General features: G+C 64.3%; 19 protein-coding genes. 14 read left to right on the plus strand and 5 right to left on the minus strand.

Translation table 11 applies throughout. The features are described from left to right. Positions 1 to 314: 314 nt before the first annotated feature. Complete coding sequence (locus IVB26_RS13470) at positions 315 to 1,001, minus strand: GntR family transcriptional regulator (RefSeq protein ID WP_247972098.1); 687 nt, start codon at positions 999 to 1,001, stop codon at positions 315 to 317. Positions 1,002 to 1,174: 173 nt separating this feature from the next. On the opposite strand from IVB26_RS13470, the gene IVB26_RS13475 reads away from it, so the two are divergent. From IVB26_RS13475 to IVB26_RS13490, 4 genes are all read left to right on the plus strand, one after another. Beyond that, a complete protein-coding gene (locus tag IVB26_RS13475; RefSeq protein ID WP_247973155.1) occupies positions 1,175 to 2,893 on the plus strand; it encodes an IlvD/Edd family dehydratase in 1,719 nt (572 codons plus the stop codon). A gap of 60 nt (positions 2,894 to 2,953) precedes the next feature. Further along, a complete protein-coding gene (locus IVB26_RS13480) occupies positions 2,954 to 3,949 on the plus strand; it encodes a TRAP transporter substrate-binding protein (RefSeq protein ID WP_247972099.1) in 996 nt (331 codons plus the stop codon). A 223-nt stretch (positions 3,950 to 4,172) separates the two neighbouring features. Further along, the gene (locus tag IVB26_RS13485; protein ID WP_247972100.1) at positions 4,173 to 4,751 is read left to right on the plus strand and encodes a TRAP transporter small permease; all 579 of its coding nucleotides are present in this window, start codon (positions 4,173 to 4,175) and stop codon (positions 4,749 to 4,751) included. Further along, positions 4,748 to 6,088, plus strand: a complete 1,341-nt coding sequence (locus tag IVB26_RS13490; protein WP_247972101.1) for a TRAP transporter large permease — start codon at positions 4,748 to 4,750, stop codon at positions 6,086 to 6,088. The genes IVB26_RS13485 and IVB26_RS13490 overlap by 4 nt, the downstream gene beginning before the upstream one ends. Here the strand turns inward: IVB26_RS13490 and IVB26_RS13495 are convergent. Continuing rightward, complete coding sequence (locus tag IVB26_RS13495) at positions 6,048 to 6,656, minus strand: histidine phosphatase family protein (protein WP_247972102.1); 609 nt, start codon at positions 6,654 to 6,656, stop codon at positions 6,048 to 6,050. The genes IVB26_RS13490 and IVB26_RS13495 overlap by 41 nt on opposite strands. Beyond that, positions 6,653 to 7,447 (minus strand): enoyl-CoA hydratase/isomerase family protein, encoded by a 795-nt coding sequence (locus IVB26_RS13500; protein ID WP_247972103.1) that lies wholly within the window; start codon positions 7,445 to 7,447, stop codon positions 6,653 to 6,655. Before IVB26_RS13500 ends, IVB26_RS13495 begins: the two co-directional genes overlap by 4 nt. A gap of 240 nt (positions 7,448 to 7,687) precedes the next feature. Between IVB26_RS13500 and IVB26_RS13505 the strand changes: the two genes are divergently transcribed. Then, positions 7,688 to 8,908, plus strand: a complete 1,221-nt coding sequence (locus IVB26_RS13505; protein ID WP_247972104.1) for an NAD(P)/FAD-dependent oxidoreductase — start codon at positions 7,688 to 7,690, stop codon at positions 8,906 to 8,908. Here IVB26_RS13505 and IVB26_RS13510 read toward each other — a convergent pair whose 3' ends face one another. Together IVB26_RS13510 and IVB26_RS13515 are read right to left on the minus strand one after the other, a co-directional pair. Continuing rightward, entirely contained in the window at positions 8,909 to 9,823 is a 915-nt protein-coding gene (locus tag IVB26_RS13510) for a ribokinase (RefSeq protein ID WP_247972105.1), read from the minus strand. Positions 9,824 to 9,828: 5 nt separating this feature from the next. Beyond that, positions 9,829 to 10,722 carry a sugar kinase gene (locus IVB26_RS13515; protein WP_246924573.1) on the minus strand — a complete coding sequence of 298 codons (894 nt, stop codon included), beginning with the start codon at positions 10,720 to 10,722 and terminating at the stop codon, positions 9,829 to 9,831. Positions 10,723 to 10,934: 212 nt separating this feature from the next. Between IVB26_RS13515 and IVB26_RS13520 the strand changes: the two genes are divergently transcribed. From IVB26_RS13520 to IVB26_RS13560, 9 genes are all read left to right on the plus strand, one after another. Next, positions 10,935 to 11,783, plus strand: coding sequence for a VOC family protein (locus tag IVB26_RS13520; RefSeq protein WP_247972106.1), 849 nt, complete (start codon positions 10,935 to 10,937; stop codon positions 11,781 to 11,783). A gap of 202 nt (positions 11,784 to 11,985) precedes the next feature. After that, positions 11,986 to 12,693 carry a TetR/AcrR family transcriptional regulator gene (locus tag IVB26_RS13525; protein WP_247972107.1) on the plus strand — a complete coding sequence of 236 codons (708 nt, stop codon included), beginning with the start codon at positions 11,986 to 11,988 and terminating at the stop codon, positions 12,691 to 12,693. 428 nt (positions 12,694 to 13,121) lie between these two features. Beyond that, on the plus strand, positions 13,122 to 13,931 hold the full coding sequence (locus IVB26_RS13530) for an ABC transporter permease (RefSeq protein WP_247972108.1): 810 nt from the start codon (positions 13,122 to 13,124) through the stop codon (positions 13,929 to 13,931). A gap of 73 nt (positions 13,932 to 14,004) precedes the next feature. Next, complete coding sequence (locus IVB26_RS13535; RefSeq protein ID WP_247972109.1) at positions 14,005 to 14,997, plus strand: ABC transporter substrate-binding protein; 993 nt, start codon at positions 14,005 to 14,007, stop codon at positions 14,995 to 14,997. A gap of 14 nt (positions 14,998 to 15,011) precedes the next feature. Continuing rightward, the gene (locus IVB26_RS13540; RefSeq protein WP_247973156.1) at positions 15,012 to 15,842 is read left to right on the plus strand and encodes an ABC transporter ATP-binding protein; all 831 of its coding nucleotides are present in this window, start codon (positions 15,012 to 15,014) and stop codon (positions 15,840 to 15,842) included. A gap of 217 nt (positions 15,843 to 16,059) precedes the next feature. Next, positions 16,060 to 17,457 carry an enolase-like domain-containing protein gene (locus IVB26_RS13545; RefSeq protein ID WP_247972110.1) on the plus strand — a complete coding sequence of 466 codons (1,398 nt, stop codon included), beginning with the start codon at positions 16,060 to 16,062 and terminating at the stop codon, positions 17,455 to 17,457. After that, complete coding sequence (locus IVB26_RS13550; protein ID WP_247972111.1) at positions 17,454 to 18,605, plus strand: Gfo/Idh/MocA family protein; 1,152 nt, start codon at positions 17,454 to 17,456, stop codon at positions 18,603 to 18,605. Before IVB26_RS13545 ends, IVB26_RS13550 begins: the two co-directional genes overlap by 4 nt. A gap of 123 nt (positions 18,606 to 18,728) precedes the next feature. Next, the gene (locus IVB26_RS13555) at positions 18,729 to 19,934 is read left to right on the plus strand and encodes a dihydrodipicolinate synthase family protein (protein ID WP_247972112.1); all 1,206 of its coding nucleotides are present in this window, start codon (positions 18,729 to 18,731) and stop codon (positions 19,932 to 19,934) included. After that, entirely contained in the window at positions 19,934 to 20,797 is an 864-nt protein-coding gene (locus IVB26_RS13560; protein WP_247972113.1) for a sugar phosphate isomerase/epimerase family protein, read from the plus strand. Before IVB26_RS13555 ends, IVB26_RS13560 begins: the two co-directional genes overlap by 1 nt. Positions 20,798 to 20,813 lie beyond the last annotated feature (16 nt).

A 20,813-nucleotide genomic window follows, 5' to 3' on the forward strand; every position in this document is an offset into this window, starting at 1 on the left:
TTCTTTTCGCGGAGACGCTTTCCCGGGTTCACTTGGAGAAGCGGAAGGTCGCGTTTGTGCGAGGGACTCCTGGACCTGTCCGCCGAGCCAGGCCGCTGCAATCAATGCGATGAACAAACCGGCCCGCATTGCTCCGCAGACCCTCATTGCTCAAACCGTGCGCTAGCCAGTCCTCCATGGGCTGACCATCGTCACTCTGCCCCGTCCGAAGCACGACGGGCGAATGAATCTCGCTCAAGCCTTCCAACGCGGCTGGGCTGGCGACGTTCCGTCTCGGACGTATACGGCTCGTATCGTGGCAGGAACCTGGCCACCTAGCGCCCCGCCTCATCCTCAGCGATGCGTTTGAGATAATCCTTCTTGCTGAACTGCATGTGATCCACACACAGCTGTGCCAATGCCCAGCTGTCGCGCCCCCTCAGCAACTCGACCATCATCTCGTGCTGGCGCCGCGATTGCGCGAGGCCCTCGCGGTCGGCGAGATTCTTCGCGCGCATCGGCAGCGTCAGGTTCATGTAGTCCTGGAGCGAGCGCACCAGGTAGGGATTGCCGCAAGCAGAGAACAGCGCGAGGTGGAAGGCGTCGTTGGCTTCGTGGATGCCGCGCAGGTCCTGCGCGTCGGCCTTGCTGCAATATTGCCGTTGCAGCGCGGAGAGCTCGTCGATCAGGGCTTGCGGTGCGGGCAGGGGGATCATCAGCGCCGCCTGCCGCGTCAGCATCTCCCTGACCTCGTAGATCTGCCGGACCTCCTCGGACGAGTAGTACCGCACGGTGGCGCCGACGTTCTTCTCGCGGCGGACGATGCCGCGCCGCTCGGCGTCAACCAGCGCCTGGCGCACGAAGTGGCGGGAGGTGCCGTAGCGCGACATCAGCGCATCTTCGGTCAGGCGCGCGCCCGGCGGCAGGCGGCCGAAGATGATGTCCTCTTCCAGCCGCGCGACAACGTCGTCCGGGTCGTCGCGCCGGACTGGCATGGCGTCTGCGGTGCGAATCTCGGACATGCCCTCAGCCTCCGGCGCCTGGCCGGTCCGTCCTGTGGAGCAGGGAAGGGATGGATTGTCAATAATTCGTGTTACTAACGACGCCAGGAACCAGAAAATGCGACAATATGGACCAATCTTATTGACAATCTAGGGACAGGCTGTACCACAATGGCAACTTGAGGAGTGGCATGATGACGAGTGGCTTGCGCAAGGGTCTGACGAGCTATGGCGACGCCGGCTTCTCGTTGTTCCTGCGCAAGGCGTTCATCAAGGCCATGGGTTATTCCGACGACGCGCTGGAGCGCCCGATCGTCGGCATCACCAACACCTATAGCGATTACAATCCCTGCCACGGCAACGTCCCGCAAATCATCGAAGCCGCCAAGCGCGGCGTGATGCTGTCGGGCGCGATGCCGTTCGTGTTCCCCACCATCTCGATCGCCGAGAGCTTTGCGCATCCGACCTCGATGTATCTGCGCAATTTGATGGCGATGGATACCGAGGAGATGATCCGGGCCCAGCCGATGGATTCGGTGATCGTGATCGGCGGCTGTGACAAGACGTTGCCCGCGCAGGTCATGGCCGCGATCAGCGCGGATCTGCCGACCGTAGTTATTCCGGTCGGCCCCATGGTGGTCGGCCATCACAAGGGCGAGGTACTGGGCGCCTGCACCGACTGCCGCCGGCTCTGGGCGAAATACCGCGCCGGCGAGATGGACGATGCCGAGATCGAGGCGGTGAACGGGCGCTTGGCGCCATCGGTCGGCACCTGCATGGTGATGGGTACGGCCTCGACCATGGCCTGCATGATCGAAGCCATGGGCCTGTCACTGCCGATGAGCGCGACGATTCCCGCGCCACACGCCGAGCGTTTTCGTCTGGCGGAGGCGAGCGGCAAGGTGGCGGCCGAGATGGCGAAGGCGAAGGGGCCGAAGCCGAGTGAGCTGCTGACGCCGGCGTCTTTCAAAAATGCGCAGGTCGTGCTTCAGGCGATCGGCGGCTCGACCAACGGCCTGATCCATCTGACGGCGATGGCGCATCGCTCGCCGCATCGGCTCGATCTCGAGATATTCGACCAGATTGGCCGCGAGGTGCCGGTGCTGGTCGATCTCAAGCCGTCCGGCGAACATTACATGGAGCATTTCCATCACGCTGGCGGCGTGCCGAAACTGCTGGCGCAGCTCGGTGACCTCGTCGATCTCGAAGCGAAGACCATCAGTGGCCAGACGCTGCGCGACGTCGTCGCCAATGCGGAGGATGTGCCGGGCCAGGATGCGATCCGTCCGCGCGACAATCCGATCAAGAAGGAGGGCGGCCTTGCCGTCCTGCACGGCAATCTCGCGCCGCGCGGCGCGGTGATCAAGCAATCGGCCGCGAGCCCCAAGCTGTTGCAACACACCGGGCGCGCCGTGGTGTTCGAATCCGTCGAGGACATGACCTTGCGGGTCGACGATCCAGATCTCGACGTGACCGCCGACGACGTGCTGGTGCTGCGCAATGCCGGCCCGAAAGGAGCGCCGGGCATGCCCGAGGCGGGCTATCTGCCGATCCCGAAGAAGCTGGCGCGCGGCGGCATCAAGGACATGGTGCGCATTTCGGATGCGCGCATGAGCGGTACCGCGTTCGGCACCATCGTGCTGCACATCACCCCGGAATCCGCTGTCGGCGGGCCGCTGGCGCTGGTGAAGAACGGCGACCTGATCAGCCTGGATGTGGCCAAGCGCAGCATCGAGCTGCTGGTCGATGCGGCCGAGTTGGAGCGGCGTCGTGCCGCGTTGAAGCCGGCCGCAGCGCCGGAGGAAGCCCGGCGCGGTTACGCTTGGCTGTTCAACGAGACCATCATGCAGGCCGACGAGGGCTGCGACTTCGATTTCATGCAGAGGACTGGGAAGAAGACCGAAAAGGGCTGATCGACACTCGAACGAGCGCTCAGACCGCACAAGCGGCGGGCGATAACACAGGGGGAAACGATGATTGCACGATCCATGCGTGGGTTGGCGGCTGCGGCTGCTATGCTTTTCGTCACCGGGGCCGGAGCGCAGGAGGTGAAGCATTATCGCTTCGCCTATGACCAGCCGCGCAACACCGGCTATTCCATCGCGGGCGACCTCTTTGCCGACAAGCTCAAGGAATTGAGCAAGGGCACCATGATCATCGACCAGTATCCGGGCGCGCAGCTCGGGCAGGAGCCGCAGGTGCTCCAGCTCGTGAAGGCCGGCGACGTCGAATTCTCGATCATTTCCTCCGCCAACACCGCGACGATCTCGCCGCAGGCCGGTGTGATGTCTCTGCACTATCTGTTCCGCGACGAGAACCACGTCGTCAAGGGTCTGGCGGATCCCCGCGTGTTCGAAGCGCTCAAGGCCATGATCGACGAGACCACGCAGGGCCTGCACGTGATCGCGACCGGCTCGCAGGGCGTGCGCCACATGTACTCCAGAAAGGAGATCCATAACGTCGGCGATATCAAGGGCGCGAAGATCCGCGTGCAGGCGACCGCGACCGAGGACACCATGTTTCCGGCCTATGGCGCCCAGACCGTGCATATGCCGTTCGGCAGCGTCTACACCAGCTTGCAAACCGGTGTCGTCGACGTCGCCGAGAACAGCATCAACGTCTACCTCGTCAACAAGCATTACGAGGTCGCCCCGGTCCTCAACATCACCGAGCACGAGGCCAACAACGCGCTGGTGTTCATCTCCGACAAGCTCTGGCAGAGCCTCTCGGCCGAACAGAAGCAATGGGTGCAGACTGCGGCCAACGAGATCAGCACCAAGGAGCCCGCGAAGGCGTTCGAGCTGGAGCGCACGGCCGCCGAGAAGCTGAAGAAGATGGGCGTCAAGGTCGTGCAGGACGTCGACAAGAAGAGCTTCGCGGCGGTCGCCGATCCCTATCTCGACAAGCTCGCCAAGGATCTCGGCCCGCACGCCGAGAAGATCAAGGATTTGATCCGGTCGATTAATTAGAGCGCGCACTGGAAGACGGTGCGCTCCCTCTCCCGCCTGCGGGAGAGGGGTGGGGAGAGGGTGTCTCCGCGGAGAGATTCCCAATGAGGAGAGAGCCCTCACCCGGCGCTCCGCCATAGCCGAGGCTTCGCCACGGCGTGTCTTTAAGGAACGGCCGCCGAAGGCGGCCTATGCCTCTCCCGCAAGCGGGAGAGGTGCAGCCAACCTGCAGCCGGGGACAACAATGCCCATCGCCGACAAACTGCTCGTGCAACGCCAACGCCACCTGAAATGGCGCTGGCTCGACTGGCTCGAGCTCGCGCTGATGATCCTCTGCGGCGTGCTCTGCTTCGGATTTTCGCTGTCGGTGACCGCCGACATCGTGACCCGGACCATCGGCCATCCCTGGCTGTGGCTGCAGGAGGTCACGTCGACGCTGTTCATCTACGCGATCTTTATCGGCACGGCGGCCGCGACGCGGCGCAACGACCACCTCTATCTCACCGCCATCTCCGAGGCGATGCACGGCACCTCGCGGCTGATCGTCGAGGTGATCATCCGTCTCGTCGTGCTCGGCGTCGCCTTCTGCCTGATCTGGTACGGCTACCAGAATTATCTGCGCGGCTTCGGCAGTTTTCGTCTGCCGTCGGGCACGCCGATCGCCTCGCTTTACGCGATCATCCCGCTGTCGGGCGTGCTGATCGGCCTGTTCACCATCGAGCAGCTTGTCAACGGCCTGCGCAATGGCTTCGACCATCTCGAGCCACCGGACGAGGATGCGGAGCCGGTCGTTGCTGCCGCACAGATGGGGGTGCAACCATGAGCGCACCCATCGTCCTGGCGTTGATGACGGTCTGCTTCCTGTCGTTCGGCTATCTCGGCGTGCCCGTGCCGTTCTCACTGATGGCCGGCGTCTTCATCGGCGCGCTGCTGTCGGATGTTTCGCTCGCCGCCATCATTCAGAAGATCTTTGATGGCGTCGATTCCGAAGCGCTGCTGGCGATCCCGTTCTTCCTGCTGGTCGGCGAGCTCATGAGCTCGGCCAACGTCGTGGTGCGAATAGCCAATCTTTCGGTGTCGCTGGTCGGGCATATCAGGGGCGGGCTGTCGCAGGTCGTGGTCGTTTTCAGCATGTTCTTCTCGGAGATGTCGGGCTCCACCACCGCCGACGTCGCCGTGATGAGCCGCGCGCTCGGCGGCCCGATGAAGCGCGAGGGTTATGAGCCCGCCTTCATCGCGGCGATCATCGCGTCCGCATCGACCATCGCCGCGCTGGTGCCGCCCAGCATCACCGCCGTGGTCTACGGCGCGGTCGGCAACGTCTCGATCGCCGGCCTGTTCATGGCAGGCGTGGTGCCGGGCATGATGATCGGTTTCGGGTTGATGATCTATTGCTATTTCTTCGGCCCGTCCGGACTGCGCAAGCCACGTGCGCCGCTCAAGCAGGTGGTGTTCGCGGCCGGCGATGCCGCTCTGCCGCTGATGATCCCGGTGATCCTGCTCGGGGGCATCTTGACCGGCTGGTTCACGCCGACGGAGGCGGGCGTGGTCGCGGTGGTCTGGATCGTTCTGGTCGTGATCCCCGCGCTCAACCGCGGGCATATCAAGAAGATTCCTTACGATTTCTGTCTCGCGGGCCTGATCTTCTCGCTGCCGCTGATCACCATCGGCGCCGCCAACGCCTTCGGCTGGATGCTGGCTTATTTGCGCGGTGCGACTTACATAGCCGAGTGGATCACCTCGATCGCCGGCAATGATCCACACCTGATCATGCTGTTGATGGTGCTGCTCTTCACCATCGTCGGCGATTTCATCGAGCCGGTGCCGACCATCATCATCTTCATGCCCCTGGTCAACGCGCTGACGGAAGCCGGCGACATCAATGCCGTGCACATGGGCGTGGTGCTGATCGCGACGCTCGCCTTCGGCCTGATCACGCCGCCTTATGGGCTGGTGCTGCTGATGGGGGCGAAATTCGTCGGCGTCAGCTTCGCCAAGGCATTACGCGCGGCGCTACCGATCTACCTGGTGTTCCTGGCGACGATTGCCTTTGCGATCTATTTCCCGAGCGTGGTGCTATGGCTGCCGCGGCACGTGCTCCCTGAATCGGTCGGCTGCTTCAAGTCACCGGCGGGGACGGGCTATATCTGTCCGCAGTAGCGATTTGCTCGATGCTCCATCGCGTGTTTTCGTGCACGTAGCAGAACGGCGTGCCGTGGCTATTCCTGAAGTAGCTGCCGCACAGCGCGTTTGCCATGCCCTGCATCACCGCGTCGTGGCAGACGAACAGCAGGTTGTCGTCAGGATGACGCTCGAGCCAGGTCGAGACGCAACGCAGCGAACGCTCGGCCATGGCGTCCCAGTTCTCGCCGTCGGTCGGAAGGATCGACACGAGGCCCGTCGCTGATTTGACACCGTGCTTGATCATCAGATCGCGGACGGGCAGGCCCTCAAAGCTGCCGAAATCGAACTCGATGATGCCTTCGTCGATCGCAAGCGGGACCGAGATCGCGTCCGCGATGATCTCTGCCGTTCGCGCCGCGCGCACCAGGGGGCTTGCAATGATGCGGCTGATGCCGACGCCACGCAGCATGTCCACGGCTTCTTGCGCCTGCCGCAGGCCGTCCTCGTTCAGCGGATTGTCGGTCCGCCCCTGGAATCGGCCCTCGCGATTCCAGTCGGTCGCGCCGTGACGAAGGCCGTAGAAGCTGCGCGTGGGCCTCGTCACTTTGACTTGCTCGTGAATTTCTTCACGGCAGTGCGAAACGCTTCCGTGTTCATCGCCATGATGATCTTGTGCTCCTCGGCGTCTAACTGCTGTTTCACCGGGGTGGTGGCGGCCTGGTAGACCAGCTGCCTTGTGCCGGCGATTGCGGCCGGCGGGTTCTGCGCGAGACGCTCGGCGAGCTTTCGCGTCGCCGCCTTCAATTCCGCGGCGGGAACGACCTTGGCAACGAGGCCCCATTCATGGGCCTGCTGTGCGGTGAAATTGTCCTCGGCAAGAAAAATCTGCAGCGCGCGACGGGGGCCGACCGTGCCGACGATGCCGACCGTCGAGCCGCCGTCGGGCGATACCCCGATCTTGGCATAGGCCGGCGTGAACTTGGCATCATCAGCGGCGATGCAGAGGTCAGTGACGAAGGCGAGGCCCATGCCGGCGCCGGCCGCCGAGCCGTGCACGCTCGACAGCGAGATCTTCGGCATGCGCCTGACGATCTCGATGAAGGCGTGATAGTGCTTCAGGAGCTCGCCTACGACCGGCGTCACCGTACCCGCTTCGGCGGCCGCCCCGATCGTCTGCAGATCGCCGCCGGCCGAGAAGGCGCGGCCTTCGCCTTCGAGCACCACGACGCGGATGTTGTCGTCGCCTTCGATGGAGGCCGCGAGCTGCTCGAGCTTCTGGGCGATCGCAAGGTTGACGGAGTTGAACGCGGCGGGACGGTTGAGCGTGATGGTCGCGATCGGGCCGTCGATCCGGAGCAGGGCGGGATCATCGGGTTGGGAGGCGGGCGCGGTCATTTGGAAATCCCCGGCAGGAGGTCATTGCTGCAACTAAATCGCAGAAGGCGAGAGGTGACAATCCCCGGGCCGCCAGTGCCCCGGCGGCTCTTGCGCTGGGCGGACCGATAGGCTCAAATGGGTCTGCCTTTGCCAAGGAACGGACACGAGCGCCGGCTCCTCGTAAGGCCAGCAAATCAAAATCAGAAAAAGAGGAGACGACATGGGTCACGCTCGTGTCTCCGGAAGTGGGCTGCTCCAATGACCGACGGTTCGGTGATCATCGTCGGTGCCGGCCATGGCGGCTACCAGGCCGCGGCGTCCCTGCGCCAGGCGGGCTTTTCGCAGCGCATCTGCCTCATCAATGACGAGGCGCATCTGCCCTATCAGCGGCCGCCGCTGTCGAAGGCCTATATCAAGGGCTCCGCCGGGCCTGAGAGCCTGATGTTCCGACCGGAGAAGTTCTACCACGACCAGAACATCGAGCTGATCGCGGGCCGCGCGGTGTCGATCGACCGTGCGGGCCGCAAGGTCCTGCTCGCCTCGGGCGAGACGTTTGCCTATGGTCACCTCGTGCTGGCGACGGGCGCGCGTAACCGGCTTCTTGATCTGCCGAATGCCAATCTGCCTGACGTGAAATATTTGCGCATTCTCGACGAGAGCGAGGCGCTGCGTGCGGTCATGCCCTCGAAGTCACGGGTCGTGGTCATCGGCGCCGGCTTCATCGGCCTGGAATTCGCTGCGACGGCCCGGATCAAGGGCCTCGAGGTCGACGTGCTCGAGCTTGCCCCGCGCGTGATGGCGCGGGCGGTGACGGCGGAGGTTTCGGAGCATTTTCAACAACGCCATCGCGAGGCCGGCATCCGCATCCATCTCGGCGTGCAGGCCACCTCGATCGAAGCCGAGAACGGCAAGGTCACCGGCGTCTCCTTGAGCGACGGACGGCATCTGCCCGCTGACCTCGTCGTGGTCGGCGTCGGTGTGCTGCCGAACATGGAGCTGGCGGCCGAGGCCGGATTGCCGGTCGCGGCCGGCATCATCGTCGACGAATATCTCTCGACAGCCGACCCAAACATCTCCGCGATCGGCGATTGCGCGCTGTTCGCCAGCCCGCGCTTCGGCGGATCGCTGCGGCTGGAATCGGTGCAGAACGCCACCGACCACGCCCGCTGCCTCGCGGCGCGGCTGACCGGCGACCGGAAGCCCTATGACGGCCATCCCTGGTTCTGGAGCGACCAGGGCGATGACAAGCTCCAGATTGCAGGGCTGACCACGGGCTACGACCGCGTCGTGCTACGCGGCGATCCCGCCAAGAAGGCGTTTTCCGCGTTCTGCTACAAGGGCGACAAGCTGCTCGGCATCGAGTCCATCAACCGCGCCGGCGACCACATGTTCGGCCGCAGGCTGCAGGGCATGGACCGCTCGATCACGGCGGAGCAGGCCGCCGACGAAAGTTTTGATCTGAAGAGCGCGTTGGCGTGATCAGCTTGCGGTGATCGCTGCGGCGACCTCTGTGGCCGTCGGCATCGACGGTCCCGCGCCCATCCGTTGCACGCTGATCGAGGCGGCGGCGTTGGCGAAGGTGAAGGCGGCGCGCAAGGGTACACCGTCAGCGAGTTGCGCCGCTAATGCGCCGACGAAGCAGTCGCCGGCGCCGGTGGTATCGACCGCCTTCACGGCGCGCCCGGGCACCGCGACCTCTTCGCGCCCGGCGAGCGCGAGCACGCCGCGCCTGCCGAGCGTGACGCAGATGGTCTGATCCTGCCGCGCCTGAAGCTGCCGCGCCACGTCGAAGATCCGTGCGGCCTCGTCACGCTCGGACAGTTCCACGCCGGCGAGGAAGCCGAGCTCGGTCTCGTTCAGCACGAGGATGTCGACCAGCGCGAGCAACTCGCCTGACATCTCTAGCGCCGGCGCCGGGTTGAGCACCGTCATGACGCCAGCCTCGCGCGCGCGCCCGAAGAAGGCGGCGATGGTCGGCAGCGGGATCTCGAACTGGCTGACTGCGACATCGCCCTTCGCCAGCGGCACATCCGCGACATCATCCGCGCTGACCAGGGCATTGCTGCCGGGAATGACGACGATGGTGTTGTCGGCCTCGGCGACCGTGATGATCGCGGTGCCGGTGTGCGTGTCCGCGTCGCGGACGGAGCCAAGATCGATCCCCTGATCGCCGAGGAAGGTCCTCAACTCGGCCCCGAACGAATCCCTGCCCAGCCGGCCGATCAGCATGGTCTGCGCACCGAGCCGTGACGCCGCCACCGCCTGGTTCGCACCCTTGCCGCCCGGAAAATACAGCACCTGCCGGCCGGCGACGGTCTCGCCGACCTTGGGATGGCGATCGGCGGTCGCCACCACATCCATGTTGATGCTGCCGGCGACGAAGACGCGCCCCATTGAATCTAGACCCTGACCTCGAACTCGTGCCTGACCTTGGCGATGTCGACCAGCGTCGGCAGGCCGGCCTCGTTGCCGAGGCGCTGGATCTTGTAGGTCGAGGCCGCGCGGGCAAAGTCAAAATGCTCGCGCCAGCTTTTGCCGGGATGGGCGAGGTAGGAATAGACATAGGCGCCATGGAAGACGTCGCCGGCGCCGTTGGTGTCGATCACGCGCTCGCGCGGGATCGGCATCGCGGGCATCACCTGGACCGTCCCGGTTTCGTCGTACCAGAGCAGGCCCTTCTCGCCCATGGTGATGCCGCCGATCTTGCAGCCGCGGCTCTTGAGATAGTCGAGCATCTTCTCCGGCGTCAGGTCCATCTGCTCGCACAGGCGCTCGGCGACGATGGCGACGTCGATGAATTCCAGCAGCTCATGCGTGTTGGTGCGCAGGCCGCCGCCGTCGAGCGAGGTCAAAATACCGGCCTCGCGGCACACTTTGGCGTAGTGGATCGCAGCATCCGGCTGGTGGCCGTCGACATGCAGCGCGCGGCAGCCGCCGAGATTGAGCATCGGGAACGGATGGATGTGCTCGTCGTCGCGGCAGCGGACGATGGCGCGCTTGCCGTCCTTGGGCATGATGAAGGAGAGCGAGGACTGGTTCACCTTCCGCCCGTGCAGCGAGATCGCGTATTTCGCGCACATGTCCTGGAACATGCGCCCCAGCCAGTCATTGGCCGCGGTGGCGATCAGATCGGGCACGATGCCGAGCTTGGCGCAGCAGAAAGCCGCTGTCACCGCGTTGCCGCCGAAAGAGACCGCGTAGTCCGATGCCACGTGTTTCTCGTCGCCGGTCGGCATGTGGTCGGTGATGAAGACGACGTCGATATAGGTCTGTCCGATGAAGAGAGCCTGCATTGCTTGTCCGTGATGCGCTTGTGGTCCCGGCCGGCGGGATTACTCTAGCACCGGTTCCGCTCCGGAGGGACGCTGAAATTATTCGCAAAACTGCCGCCCGGAGCGCTTGAGGTCAGCATGTTGCCGGAATACGACCATGTCAGGCCAATGCCAAGCCCGGACAAACGCCGTCTTTCGGTCCGTGGGTTCCAAGTCGATCAAATGGGTGCAGGATGATCACCGGGCTTGATCACATCGTCGTTCTGGTGAGCGACATCGGTGCGGCCAAGGCGGCCTACCAGACGCTGCTCGCCCGCGCGCCGGCCTGGCAGAATTCGGGGGAGGGCGCCGACCGGGTGCTGTTCACCCTCGGCAACATGACGATCGAACTGATGGCGCCGAGCGGCTTCAGCGTGACCGCGGATCGCATGCGGGCACTGCTCGGCGACCAGGAAGGCGTGCTCGCCAGCCTGTGCTTTCGTGTCGCAGACATCGGCAGGATGCACCGGCGGCTGGAACGGGTGGCGTTGAGCCCCGATCCGGTCGCCGAGGTCGAAAGCAGCGACGCTGAATCCGGCAACGTCTTGCACTGGAAGCGCACGCGTGCCGCCACGGAGCTCACGCGCGGCGTGCGCATGTTCTTCCTCGAATTGGCCGATGAGCGCCCGCTCTCCCCGGCGACCGACATCGCGCCGATCGAGGCGCTCGACCATGTCGTGATCACCACCGAGGATTCCGAACGCGCCGCCGCGCTCTACGGCGCGCGGCTCGGCCTCGACCTGGCGCTCGACCGCTCGCACCAGGATTGGGGCCAGTTGATGTTCTTCCGCTGCGGCGACCTCATCGTCGAGGTGGTGCGCCGGCCCGTCGCCGGCGGTGACCTCACGCATGACCGTCTGTGGGGCCTGAGCTGGCGCGTCGCCGACATCGACGCAACGCGCGCCCGCCTGATCGCTGCAGGCCTCGACGTCACCGAGGTCCGCAACGGCCGCAAGCCCGGCACGCGGATCATGACCGTGCGGAACGGCACCTGCGGGATTCAGACGGTGCTGCTGGAGCGCTCGCCGAAGCCGGCGGATTGAGGGGCGCTCTCTCCTCTCGAAGACCCCTGTAGGGTGGGCAAAGCGTAGCGTGCCCACGTGCTGGTGGCTTGATAGAAGACGTGGGCACGGCGCAAGTGCGCCTTTGCCCACCCTACGAGGCTTGCGTCCGGGCACGAGATCGTTCTCAAACGCCCGTGCGCGTGTTACATGCGTCACTAGAGCACCCAGCGAGCACCCCGGTTTGGCGACAGCAAAGCGAACTCTGAAATGGCAGCGTGATCCCGAGGGGATGCGGCTGCGCATTCTCGAAGCCGCCAAGCAGGAATTTTCCGCCCATGGCCTTGCCGGCGCGCGCGTCGACCGCATCGCGGCCAAGGCCGGCGCCAACAAGCGCATGCTCTATTATCACGTCGGCAACAAGGACGAGCTTTATCTGGCGGTGCTGGAAGGCGCCTATGACAAGATCCGCAGCGAGGAGCGCGGGCTCGATCTCGAACATCTCGAGCCGCCGGAGGCCATCAGGCGCCTGATCGAGTTCACCTGGAATTACTTCCTGCGCAATCCCGAATTCCTGTCGCTGCTCCAGACCGAGAACCTCGCGCGGGCAAAGCACTTGAAGAAGTCGACCAAGGTCAAGTCGATGCACTCGCCCTTCGTCGAGATGATCCGCACCGTGGTGCGCCGCGGCGTCGACAGCGGCGACTTCCAGGTCTCGGTCGATCCGGTGCAGCTCTACATCTCCATCGCAGGGCTGTGCTTCTTCTATCTCTCGAACTCGGCGACCCTCAGCGTGATCTTCGGCCGCGATCTCCTGGATAGGAAGGCCAAGGACGAGCGGTTGGCACACATGGTGGGCCTCGTGCTGGCGGCGCTGACGGGACAGTCGGTCGCGCTGTTCGAGATCGCGAAAGCGCCGAAGGCGCGGAGCGCGGTGGCGCAGACGGTGTAGCGGTCTGCTGCACGCCGGTGGACGGAACTGTCCGCTGTTTCCACAATCTCCGCCGTCATTGCCCGCGAAAGCGGGCAATCCAGTATTCCAGAGGCGCTTATCGTCAATACGAGAAGCCCGGCGTACTGGATTCCCCGCTTTCGCAGGGAATGACACCGAGGCCGGGCGATCTCGTGCCCCGGACGCGGCGCAGCACGAAGTGGTGCGCTGCAGAGCCGGGGCCCCTGTCGCTGTGGAACACGCGGCCCCTGGGTCCCGGCTCTGCGCAGCAACGCTTCGCGTTGCAGCGCGTCCGGGACACGGAAGCAACAGTGCGGCCATCCTCCACAGCCAGGAACCCGCCGCAAAACGTCACAGGGAAAGCTCTGGACAGTATTTATCCAACGGGTTAATTTCTCCGCCAACGACAAGAATGCCGGGAGTGAAAATTGGCCGAGCTGAAGCAGCAAGGTGCAGTGTCCAGGATGCTGAATGCGGCCTGGATTCGGCCGTTTTTGTTCCTGGTCTTCATCGTGGTCGCCTGGGATCTTTCGATCCGGCTGTTCAGGATTCCCGCCTACCAGATCCCGGCGCCCCTCGATGTCGTCGCGGTGCTGCGCACGGAATGGCCGGAACTGCTGCGCCAGTCCTGGCCGACGACCTATGCGACCGTCTGCGGTTTCGCGCTGTCCGCTCTGTTCGGCATTCCCGTCGCGATGTTGATCGCGGGGTCCAAGACGGTGGAGAGCTACGTCTATCCGCTGCTGGTGTTCTCGCAATCCGTGCCGAAGATCGCGATCGCGCCGCTGTTCGTGGTCTGGTTCGGCTTCGGCATCATTCCCAAAGTCATCTCGGCATTCCTGCTCGGCTTCTTCCCGGTGGTCGTCTCCGCCGTTCAGGGCTTCAAGTCGGTCGACCCCGACATGGTCGATCTCGCCCGTGCGATGCAGGGCAGCCGCTTCCAGGTGTTTTGTGCGGTGAATCTGCCGCATGCGCTGCCTGCGATCTTCTCCGGCCTCAAAGTGTCGGTGACGCTCGCCGTGGTCGGCGCCGTCGTCGGCGAATTCGTCGGCTCCAATTCCGGCATCGGCTACGTGATGCAGCGTTCGATCGGCACGTTCGACCTGCCGACGATGTTCGCGGCCCTCGTCATTCTCGCGCTGCTCGGTGTCGTCCTGTTCTGGGTCGTCGACCGGATCGAGAAGCTGATCATTCCCTGGCATGTCAGCCAGCGTGAGGACGTGATTTTCGCCTCTTAAGTACTTCGGCTCTGAAGTGAATCAACGAACGGCCATCAACGGCCGACGCAACAACGGCAAAGGGAGAGTAACGATGAAGCGGTGGATAGGGGCTGTCTCGGCGGTGCTGATGACCTTCGCGGCCATGCCGGCGCAGGCGGCCGACAAGGTCGTGCTGATGCTGAACTGGTATGTCTATGGCGAGCACGCGCCGTTCTATTACGGCAAGGCCAAGGGCATTTACGCCGCCGAAGGCATCGACCTCGAGATCCAGGAAGGCCGCGGCTCGGCCGCGACCACGCAGGCCGTCGCCGCCAAGACCGCCGACTTCGGCTATGTCGACGTGCCCACCATGATGCGCGCCGCAATCAAGGGGGCGCCCGTGGTTGCGACCGGCGTGCTGCTCCAGACCTCACCGATGTCCGCCATGGGCTTCGCCGACAAGAACATCAAAAAGCCCGAGGACATCAAGGGCAAGACGGTCGCGATCACGCCGGCCGATTCCATGACCCAGATCTGGCCGCTGTTCCTGAAGAAGACCGGCCTGAAGGAAAGCGACTTCAAAACCGTTGCCGGCGACGGCCAGACCAAGCTCAACGCCGTCATCAACGGCCAGGCCGATCTGCTGCTCGGCTACGTCATGGACCAGTCGATGAAGATCAAGGACGCCACCGGCAAGGACGTTTACCCAATCAAGTTCGCGGACTACGGCATCAACATGGTGTCGTCAGGCATCATCGCCAACGCCGACTATGTGAAGGCCAATGCCGATCTCGTCCGCCGCTTCATGTCGGCGACGACCAAGGCGGTCGAAGCCGCCGAGAAGGAGCCGAAGGCCGCGGCACAGTCGATCCTCGATGCCAATCCCAAGGGCGGCAAGATCGACACGCTGACGCAGGGCTTTGAGCTGACCATTCCGCTCTACCGGACTGCGGAAACCAAGAGCAAGCGGCCGTTCCAGGTCACCGACCAGAACATGACGGACTCGGTCAATCTGATGGTCGAATATGGCGGTCTCGACGCCAAGGCCAAGGAGAACCCGAAGGCCTTCTACACCAACGACTATCTGCCGAAGAGTGGCTCGTGAAACCTGCGACAGTCATGAGTGAAACCGCGCAGCCGGCCGCACATCTGAGACTGGTGAGCGACCGGGCTGCCGGCGATGCGTCGGGCATCAAGCTGTCAGGCGTGTCCAAGACCTACCGGACGCGCGATGGCGACGTGCCCTCGCTGCGGCCGCTCGACTTCCACATCAATGACGGCGAGTTCTTCGTCGTGGTCGGCCCCTCGGGCTGCGGCAAGTCCACGCTGCTCAAGCTGATCTCGGGCCTGCTGCCGCCGACCACGGGCGAGATCCTGGTCGAGGGTGAGAAGGTGACGACGCCGCACGGCAATGTCGGCATCGTGTTCCAGAATGCGCTGCTGCTGCCGTGGCGCAACATCCTCGGCAACGTGATGCTGCCGATCGACATGAAGCGGCTGCCGCGGCAAAAATACCTCGATCGCGCGAAGGCGCTGCTGAAGCTGGTCGGGCTGGAAGGGTTCGAGAAGAAGCTGCCCTGGCAGCTCTCCGGCGGCATGCAGCAGCGCGCCTCGATCTGCCGCGCGCTGGTGCACGACCCGAAGATCATGCTGATGGACGAGCCGTTCGGCGCGCTCGATGCGCTGACGCGCGAGCGCATGAATGTCGAATTGATGCGGATCCAGCGCGAGACGAGGAAGACGGTGCTGCTGATCACGCACTCGATCCCCGAGGCCGTGTTCCTGGCCGACCGCGTGCTGGTCATGACCGAGCGCCCCGGCGCGATCGCCGCGATCTACGACGTGCCGCTGCCGCGCCCGCGCTCGCTCGACGTGATGGCCGACCCTGTTTTCACCGAGCTCGTGCAACGCATCCGCAAGCACTTTTTCTCGCAAGGTGCATTGGATTAAGGGCGATGGGATTCGCTGTGATCAGCCGCACGAACGGTGCGCTCCCTCCCCCGCCTGCGGGGGAGGGTTGGGGAGAGGGTGTCTCCGCTGGCAAGACTCCCCAAGAGGATAGAACCCTCACCCGGCACTTCGTGCCGACCTCTCCCGCGAGCGGGATAGGCGCGTTGCCCGCGGCACCACTGCTCGAAACAAATTCCCCTCGCTTTGTTGTTAGACCATGTCACCCCGCCTGAAGCTGCGAGACATCTCCTTTTTCGAACGTCCCGTGCAGTTCGCGCGGCCGTTCCGCTTCGGCGCTGTCACCATCAACGCGACGCCGCAGCTGTTCGTGCGGGTCGAGATCGAGGTCGAGGGAAGGGGCGTCGCCGTCGGCGCCAGCGCCGAGTTGCTGGTGCCAAAATGGTTCGACAAGCGGCCGGAGCTGTTGCCGGCGCAGACGGTCGACGGCCTGCGGCAGTCGCTGGACATCGCGCGCGGGCTTTATCTGGCGCGGACGGGATTTCTGACGGCGTTTGACCTTCATGCCTCGTGCATTGGTGCCCAGGTCGCGACCTGTGCAAAAAAGAACATTCCGGCGCTTGCGGCGGCCTATGGTCCGGCGGAGATCGACAAGGCGATCCTCGATGCGCTGCTGCGCGGCGTCGAGACCAGCTTCTTCGACGGGATGGCCGCCAACATTGCCGGCATCGACGCGCGGCTGTCTCCTGACCTGAGCGAGAGGGATATCAACACGTTACTCTCCGGCCGCAAGCCGCTGCCCCGTGTTGCCATCAGGCATACCGTCGGCCTCGATGATACCGTCGACGGCGAGGGCGGTGTTGCCGATGCCCATGAAAACGCCGGGGCAAATTACTTCAAGCTGAAGCTGTCGGGCGATCCTGTGGCCGATGCGGCGCGGCTGGTGCGGATCGGCAAGGAGCTGGATACGCTCGGGCGCGACACCAAGGTGACGCTCGACGCCAACGAGCAGTACGCCGATCTTGCCGTGCTGGGCGCGCTGATGGACCGGCTCGATCATGATCTCGCATTGCGGCCGATCGCCTCGCGCTTGCTCTATGTCGAGCAGCCGATGCCGCGCGACATCACGCGGCAATCGCCGCTCGGCTCGCTGGCTTCGCATGGCTTCATCATCGATGAAGCTGACGATTCCTACGATGCGTTCCCGGCGGCGCGGGCGCTGGGCTATTGCGGCATTTCCTCGAAGTCCTGCAAGGGGCTGTACAAGTCCATCGTCAACGCGACGCGCGCGGCGAAGTGGAGCGCGGGCGGCGAAAGGTTCTTCGTGACCGGCGAGGACCTCACCTGTCAGGCGGGCCTTGCCGTGCAGCAGGATTTCGCGCTCGGTGCCTTCATCGGCGTCACCCACGCCGAGCGCAACGGCCACCACTATGTCGACGGTTTTGGCGAGACGCCTCTCGCCGAAGCGCAAGCCTTCGCGGCCGCGCATCCCGATCTCTATGCCGACGCCGGGCAGGGCATCCGCCTCGCCATTCACAACGGCGATCTCCTGACGGGATCGCTTCACACAACGGGCTTCGCGACCTCGGTTCATCCGGACTGGTCGGCGCTGCGCCCGCTCGAACAGCCGAAATCACTTCAGGAGCAAACGGCATGACCACCCAACGCCTCGGCCTCATCATGAACGGCGTCACCGGCCGCATGGGGCTCAACCAGCATCTGATCCGCTCGATCGTCGCGATCCGCGACCAGGGCGGTGTCCGCTTGAAGAACGGCGATCGCGTCATGCCCGACCCGATCCTGATCGGCCGCAGCGCCGAGAAGGTCGAGGCGCTCGCCAAGCGCTACAACATCACGCGTTGGAGCACCGACCTCGATGCCGCGCTCGCTGACAAGAACGACACCATGTTCTTCGATGCCGCGACTACGCAGGCGCGCCCTGGTCTGCTGACCCAGGCCATCAACGCCGGCAAGCACGTCTATTGCGAGAAGCCGATCGCGACGAACTTCGAGGAGGCGCTCGAGGTCGTGAAGCTAGCCAACGCCAAGGGCGTCAAGCACGGCACCGTGCAGGACAAGCTGTTCCTACCCGGCCTGAAGAAGATTGCGTTCCTGCGCGATTCCGGCTTCTTCGGCCGCATCCTCTCGGTGCGCGGCGAGTTCGGCTATTGGGTGTTCGAGGGCGGCTGGCAGGAGGCGCAGCGCCCGTCCTGGAACTATCGCGACGAGGACGGCGGCGGCATCATTCTCGACATGGTCTGCCACTGGCGCTACGTGCTCGACAACCTGTTCGGCAACGTCCAGAGCGTGGTCTGCATCGGCAACACCGACATCCCCGAGCGCTTCGACGAGCAGGGCAAGAAGTACAAGGCGACCGCGGACGATTCCGCCTACGCCACCTTCCAGCTCGATGGTGGCGTCATCGCGCACATCAACATGTCCTGGGTGACCCGTGTCTATCGCGACGACCTCGTCACCTTCCAGGTCGACGGCACCCATGGCTCGGCGGTCGCGGGCCTCACCGATTGCATGATCCAGGCCCGCCAGGCGACGCCCCGTCCGGTCTGGAATCCCGACGAGAAGCGGCTGCATGATTTCTACGGCGACTGGCAGAAGTTGCCCGACAACGTCACCTACGACAACGGCTTCAAGGAGCAGTGGGAGATGTTCATCCGCCACGTCTACGAGGATGCGCCCTACAAATTCACGCTGCTCGAAGGCGTCAAGGGCGTGCAGCTCGCCGAATGCGCGCTGAAGAGCTGGAAGGAGCGGCGCTGGATCGACGTCGCCCCGATCAAGGTCTGACAATTTCGATGCTTATGATGTCGTCATTGCGAGCGAAGCGAAGCAATCCAGTCTGCCTCTGTGGAAAGACTCTGGATTGCTTCGTCGCTTCGCTCCTCGCAATGACGGAGAGGTCTGAAAATCATGAACAAGCCCGTCCAGCCCAAGCCTGCTTCTTCAATGTCGTCATTGTCGCTCAAGCTGCCGAAAGCCGATCGCTCGATCGAGACCTACCGGCTTGCGGCCTCGCGCACGTTCCCCGCAAAGCTCGAAGGGCCGCTGAACCGCATCGCCTTCTCCGCCGTGCACACGGTCGCCGATCCCTTCGCCGACAACGATCCTTGGCTGTCGGTCGCCGTCGACTGGGACAAGACCATCGCCTTTCGCGAGCACGTCTGGGACCTCGGCCTCGGCGTTGCCGAAGCCATGGATACCGCGCAGCGTGGCATGGGCCTGGACTGGCCGACTTCGCTGGAGCTGATCACACGTTCGGTCGCCGCCGCCAAGCGGCGCAACGCGCTGGTGTTCTCCGGTGCCGGCACCGATCATCTCGCGGTGGAGGATGCCAGGAGCCTCGACGACGTGATCCGCGCCTATGAGGAGCAGGTCTCGGCGGTCGAGAAGGTCGGCGGTCGTATCATTCTGATGGCGTCGCGCGCGCTGGCGAAGCTTGGCCGCAACGCCGACGACTATGCGAAGGTTTATGATCGGGTGCTGTCGCAAGTTCGCGAGCCCGTGATCATCCATTGGCTCGGCGACATGTTCGATCCGGCGCTGTCGGGCTATTGGGGCACCAAGGATCTCGACAAGGCCATGGACACGGCCGTCGCGATCATCAACGGCAACGCCGCCAAGGTCGACGGCGTCAAAGTTTCGCTCCTGGACAAGCAGCGCGAGATCGACATGCGCCGGCGCCTGGATAGGCGCATCAAGATGTACACCGGCGACGACTTCAACTATGCCGAGCTGATCGCCGGCGACAGCGAAGGCTTTTCGCATGCGCTGCTTGGCATCTTCGACGCGATCGCGCCGGCGGCGTCTTACGCGCTGTCGCGGCTTGCGGCCGGCGACGAAGCCGGCTTCCACGACGTGCTGGGGCCGACCGTGCCGCTGTCGCGCCACATCTTCAAGGCGCCGACGCGCTTCTACAAGACGGGCGTCGTGTTCATGGCGTATCTCAACGGCCATCAGGACCATTTCACCATGGTCGGGGGACAGGAGAGCACGCGCTCGACGCTGCATCTGGCTGAACTGTTCCGTCTGGCCGACAAAGCCGGCCTGCTCGCCAATCCTGAACTCGCGACGCAGCGGATGAAGACCGTGCTCGCCACCCACGGTATCGAATCCTGATGCGCGATTTTTCGTCCGACCACCGCTGGCTGTCGCTGAACACGGCGACCGTCCGCAAGCAGGGTGACCTCGTCGAGATCATCGATGCCTGTGCGAAGCATGGCATCCGCGCCATCGATCCCTGGCGCGATCAGGTCGCATCCGTCGGTCTCGAGCGTGCCGCGCGTGCGGTGCGCGATGCCGGCCTCGATCTGTCGGGCTATTGCCGCGGCGGCATGTTCACCTCGGACGCCTCGCGCCGGAGCGAGGTGCGCGACGACAACAAGCGCTGCGTCGATGAAGCCAAGGCGCTGGGCGCACCCTGCATCGTCCTCGTCGTCGGCGGCCTGCCGCAATATTCGCGGCCGGGCAGCGAGGCCTCGAAGGACATCGTGGCGGCGCGTGGGCAGGTCGAGGAAGCGCTTGCCGACATGCTCGACTACGCCAAACAGGCAAACCTGCCGCTGGCGATCGAGCCGCTGCATCCGGCCTATGCGGCCGACCGCGCCTGCGTGAACACGACGAAGCAGGCGCTCGACATCTGTGACCGGCTCGATCCTGCCCGCAGTGGCATGCTCGGCGTTGCGCTCGACGTCTATCACATCTGGTGGGATCCGGAGCTGATGGGCCAGATCGCGCGCGCCGGCAAGGACCGCCTGCTCGCCTTCCATGTCTGCGACTGGCTGGTGCCGACCAAGGACATCCTCAACGACCGCGGCATGATGGGCGACGGTGTCATCGACATAAAATCGGTGCGTCAAGCGGTCGAAGCGCAGGGCTTTGCCGGTTATTCCGAGATCGAGATATTCTCCAACGAGTGGTGGGGCAAGTCGATGGACGAGGTGCTCCGCACCTGCATCACGCGCCATAAGACGGTGGTGTAAGTCACGGGCGCGCTGC

The organism is Bradyrhizobium sp. 195 (assembly GCF_023101665.1).
Classification (GTDB): domain Bacteria; phylum Pseudomonadota; class Alphaproteobacteria; order Rhizobiales; family Xanthobacteraceae; genus Bradyrhizobium.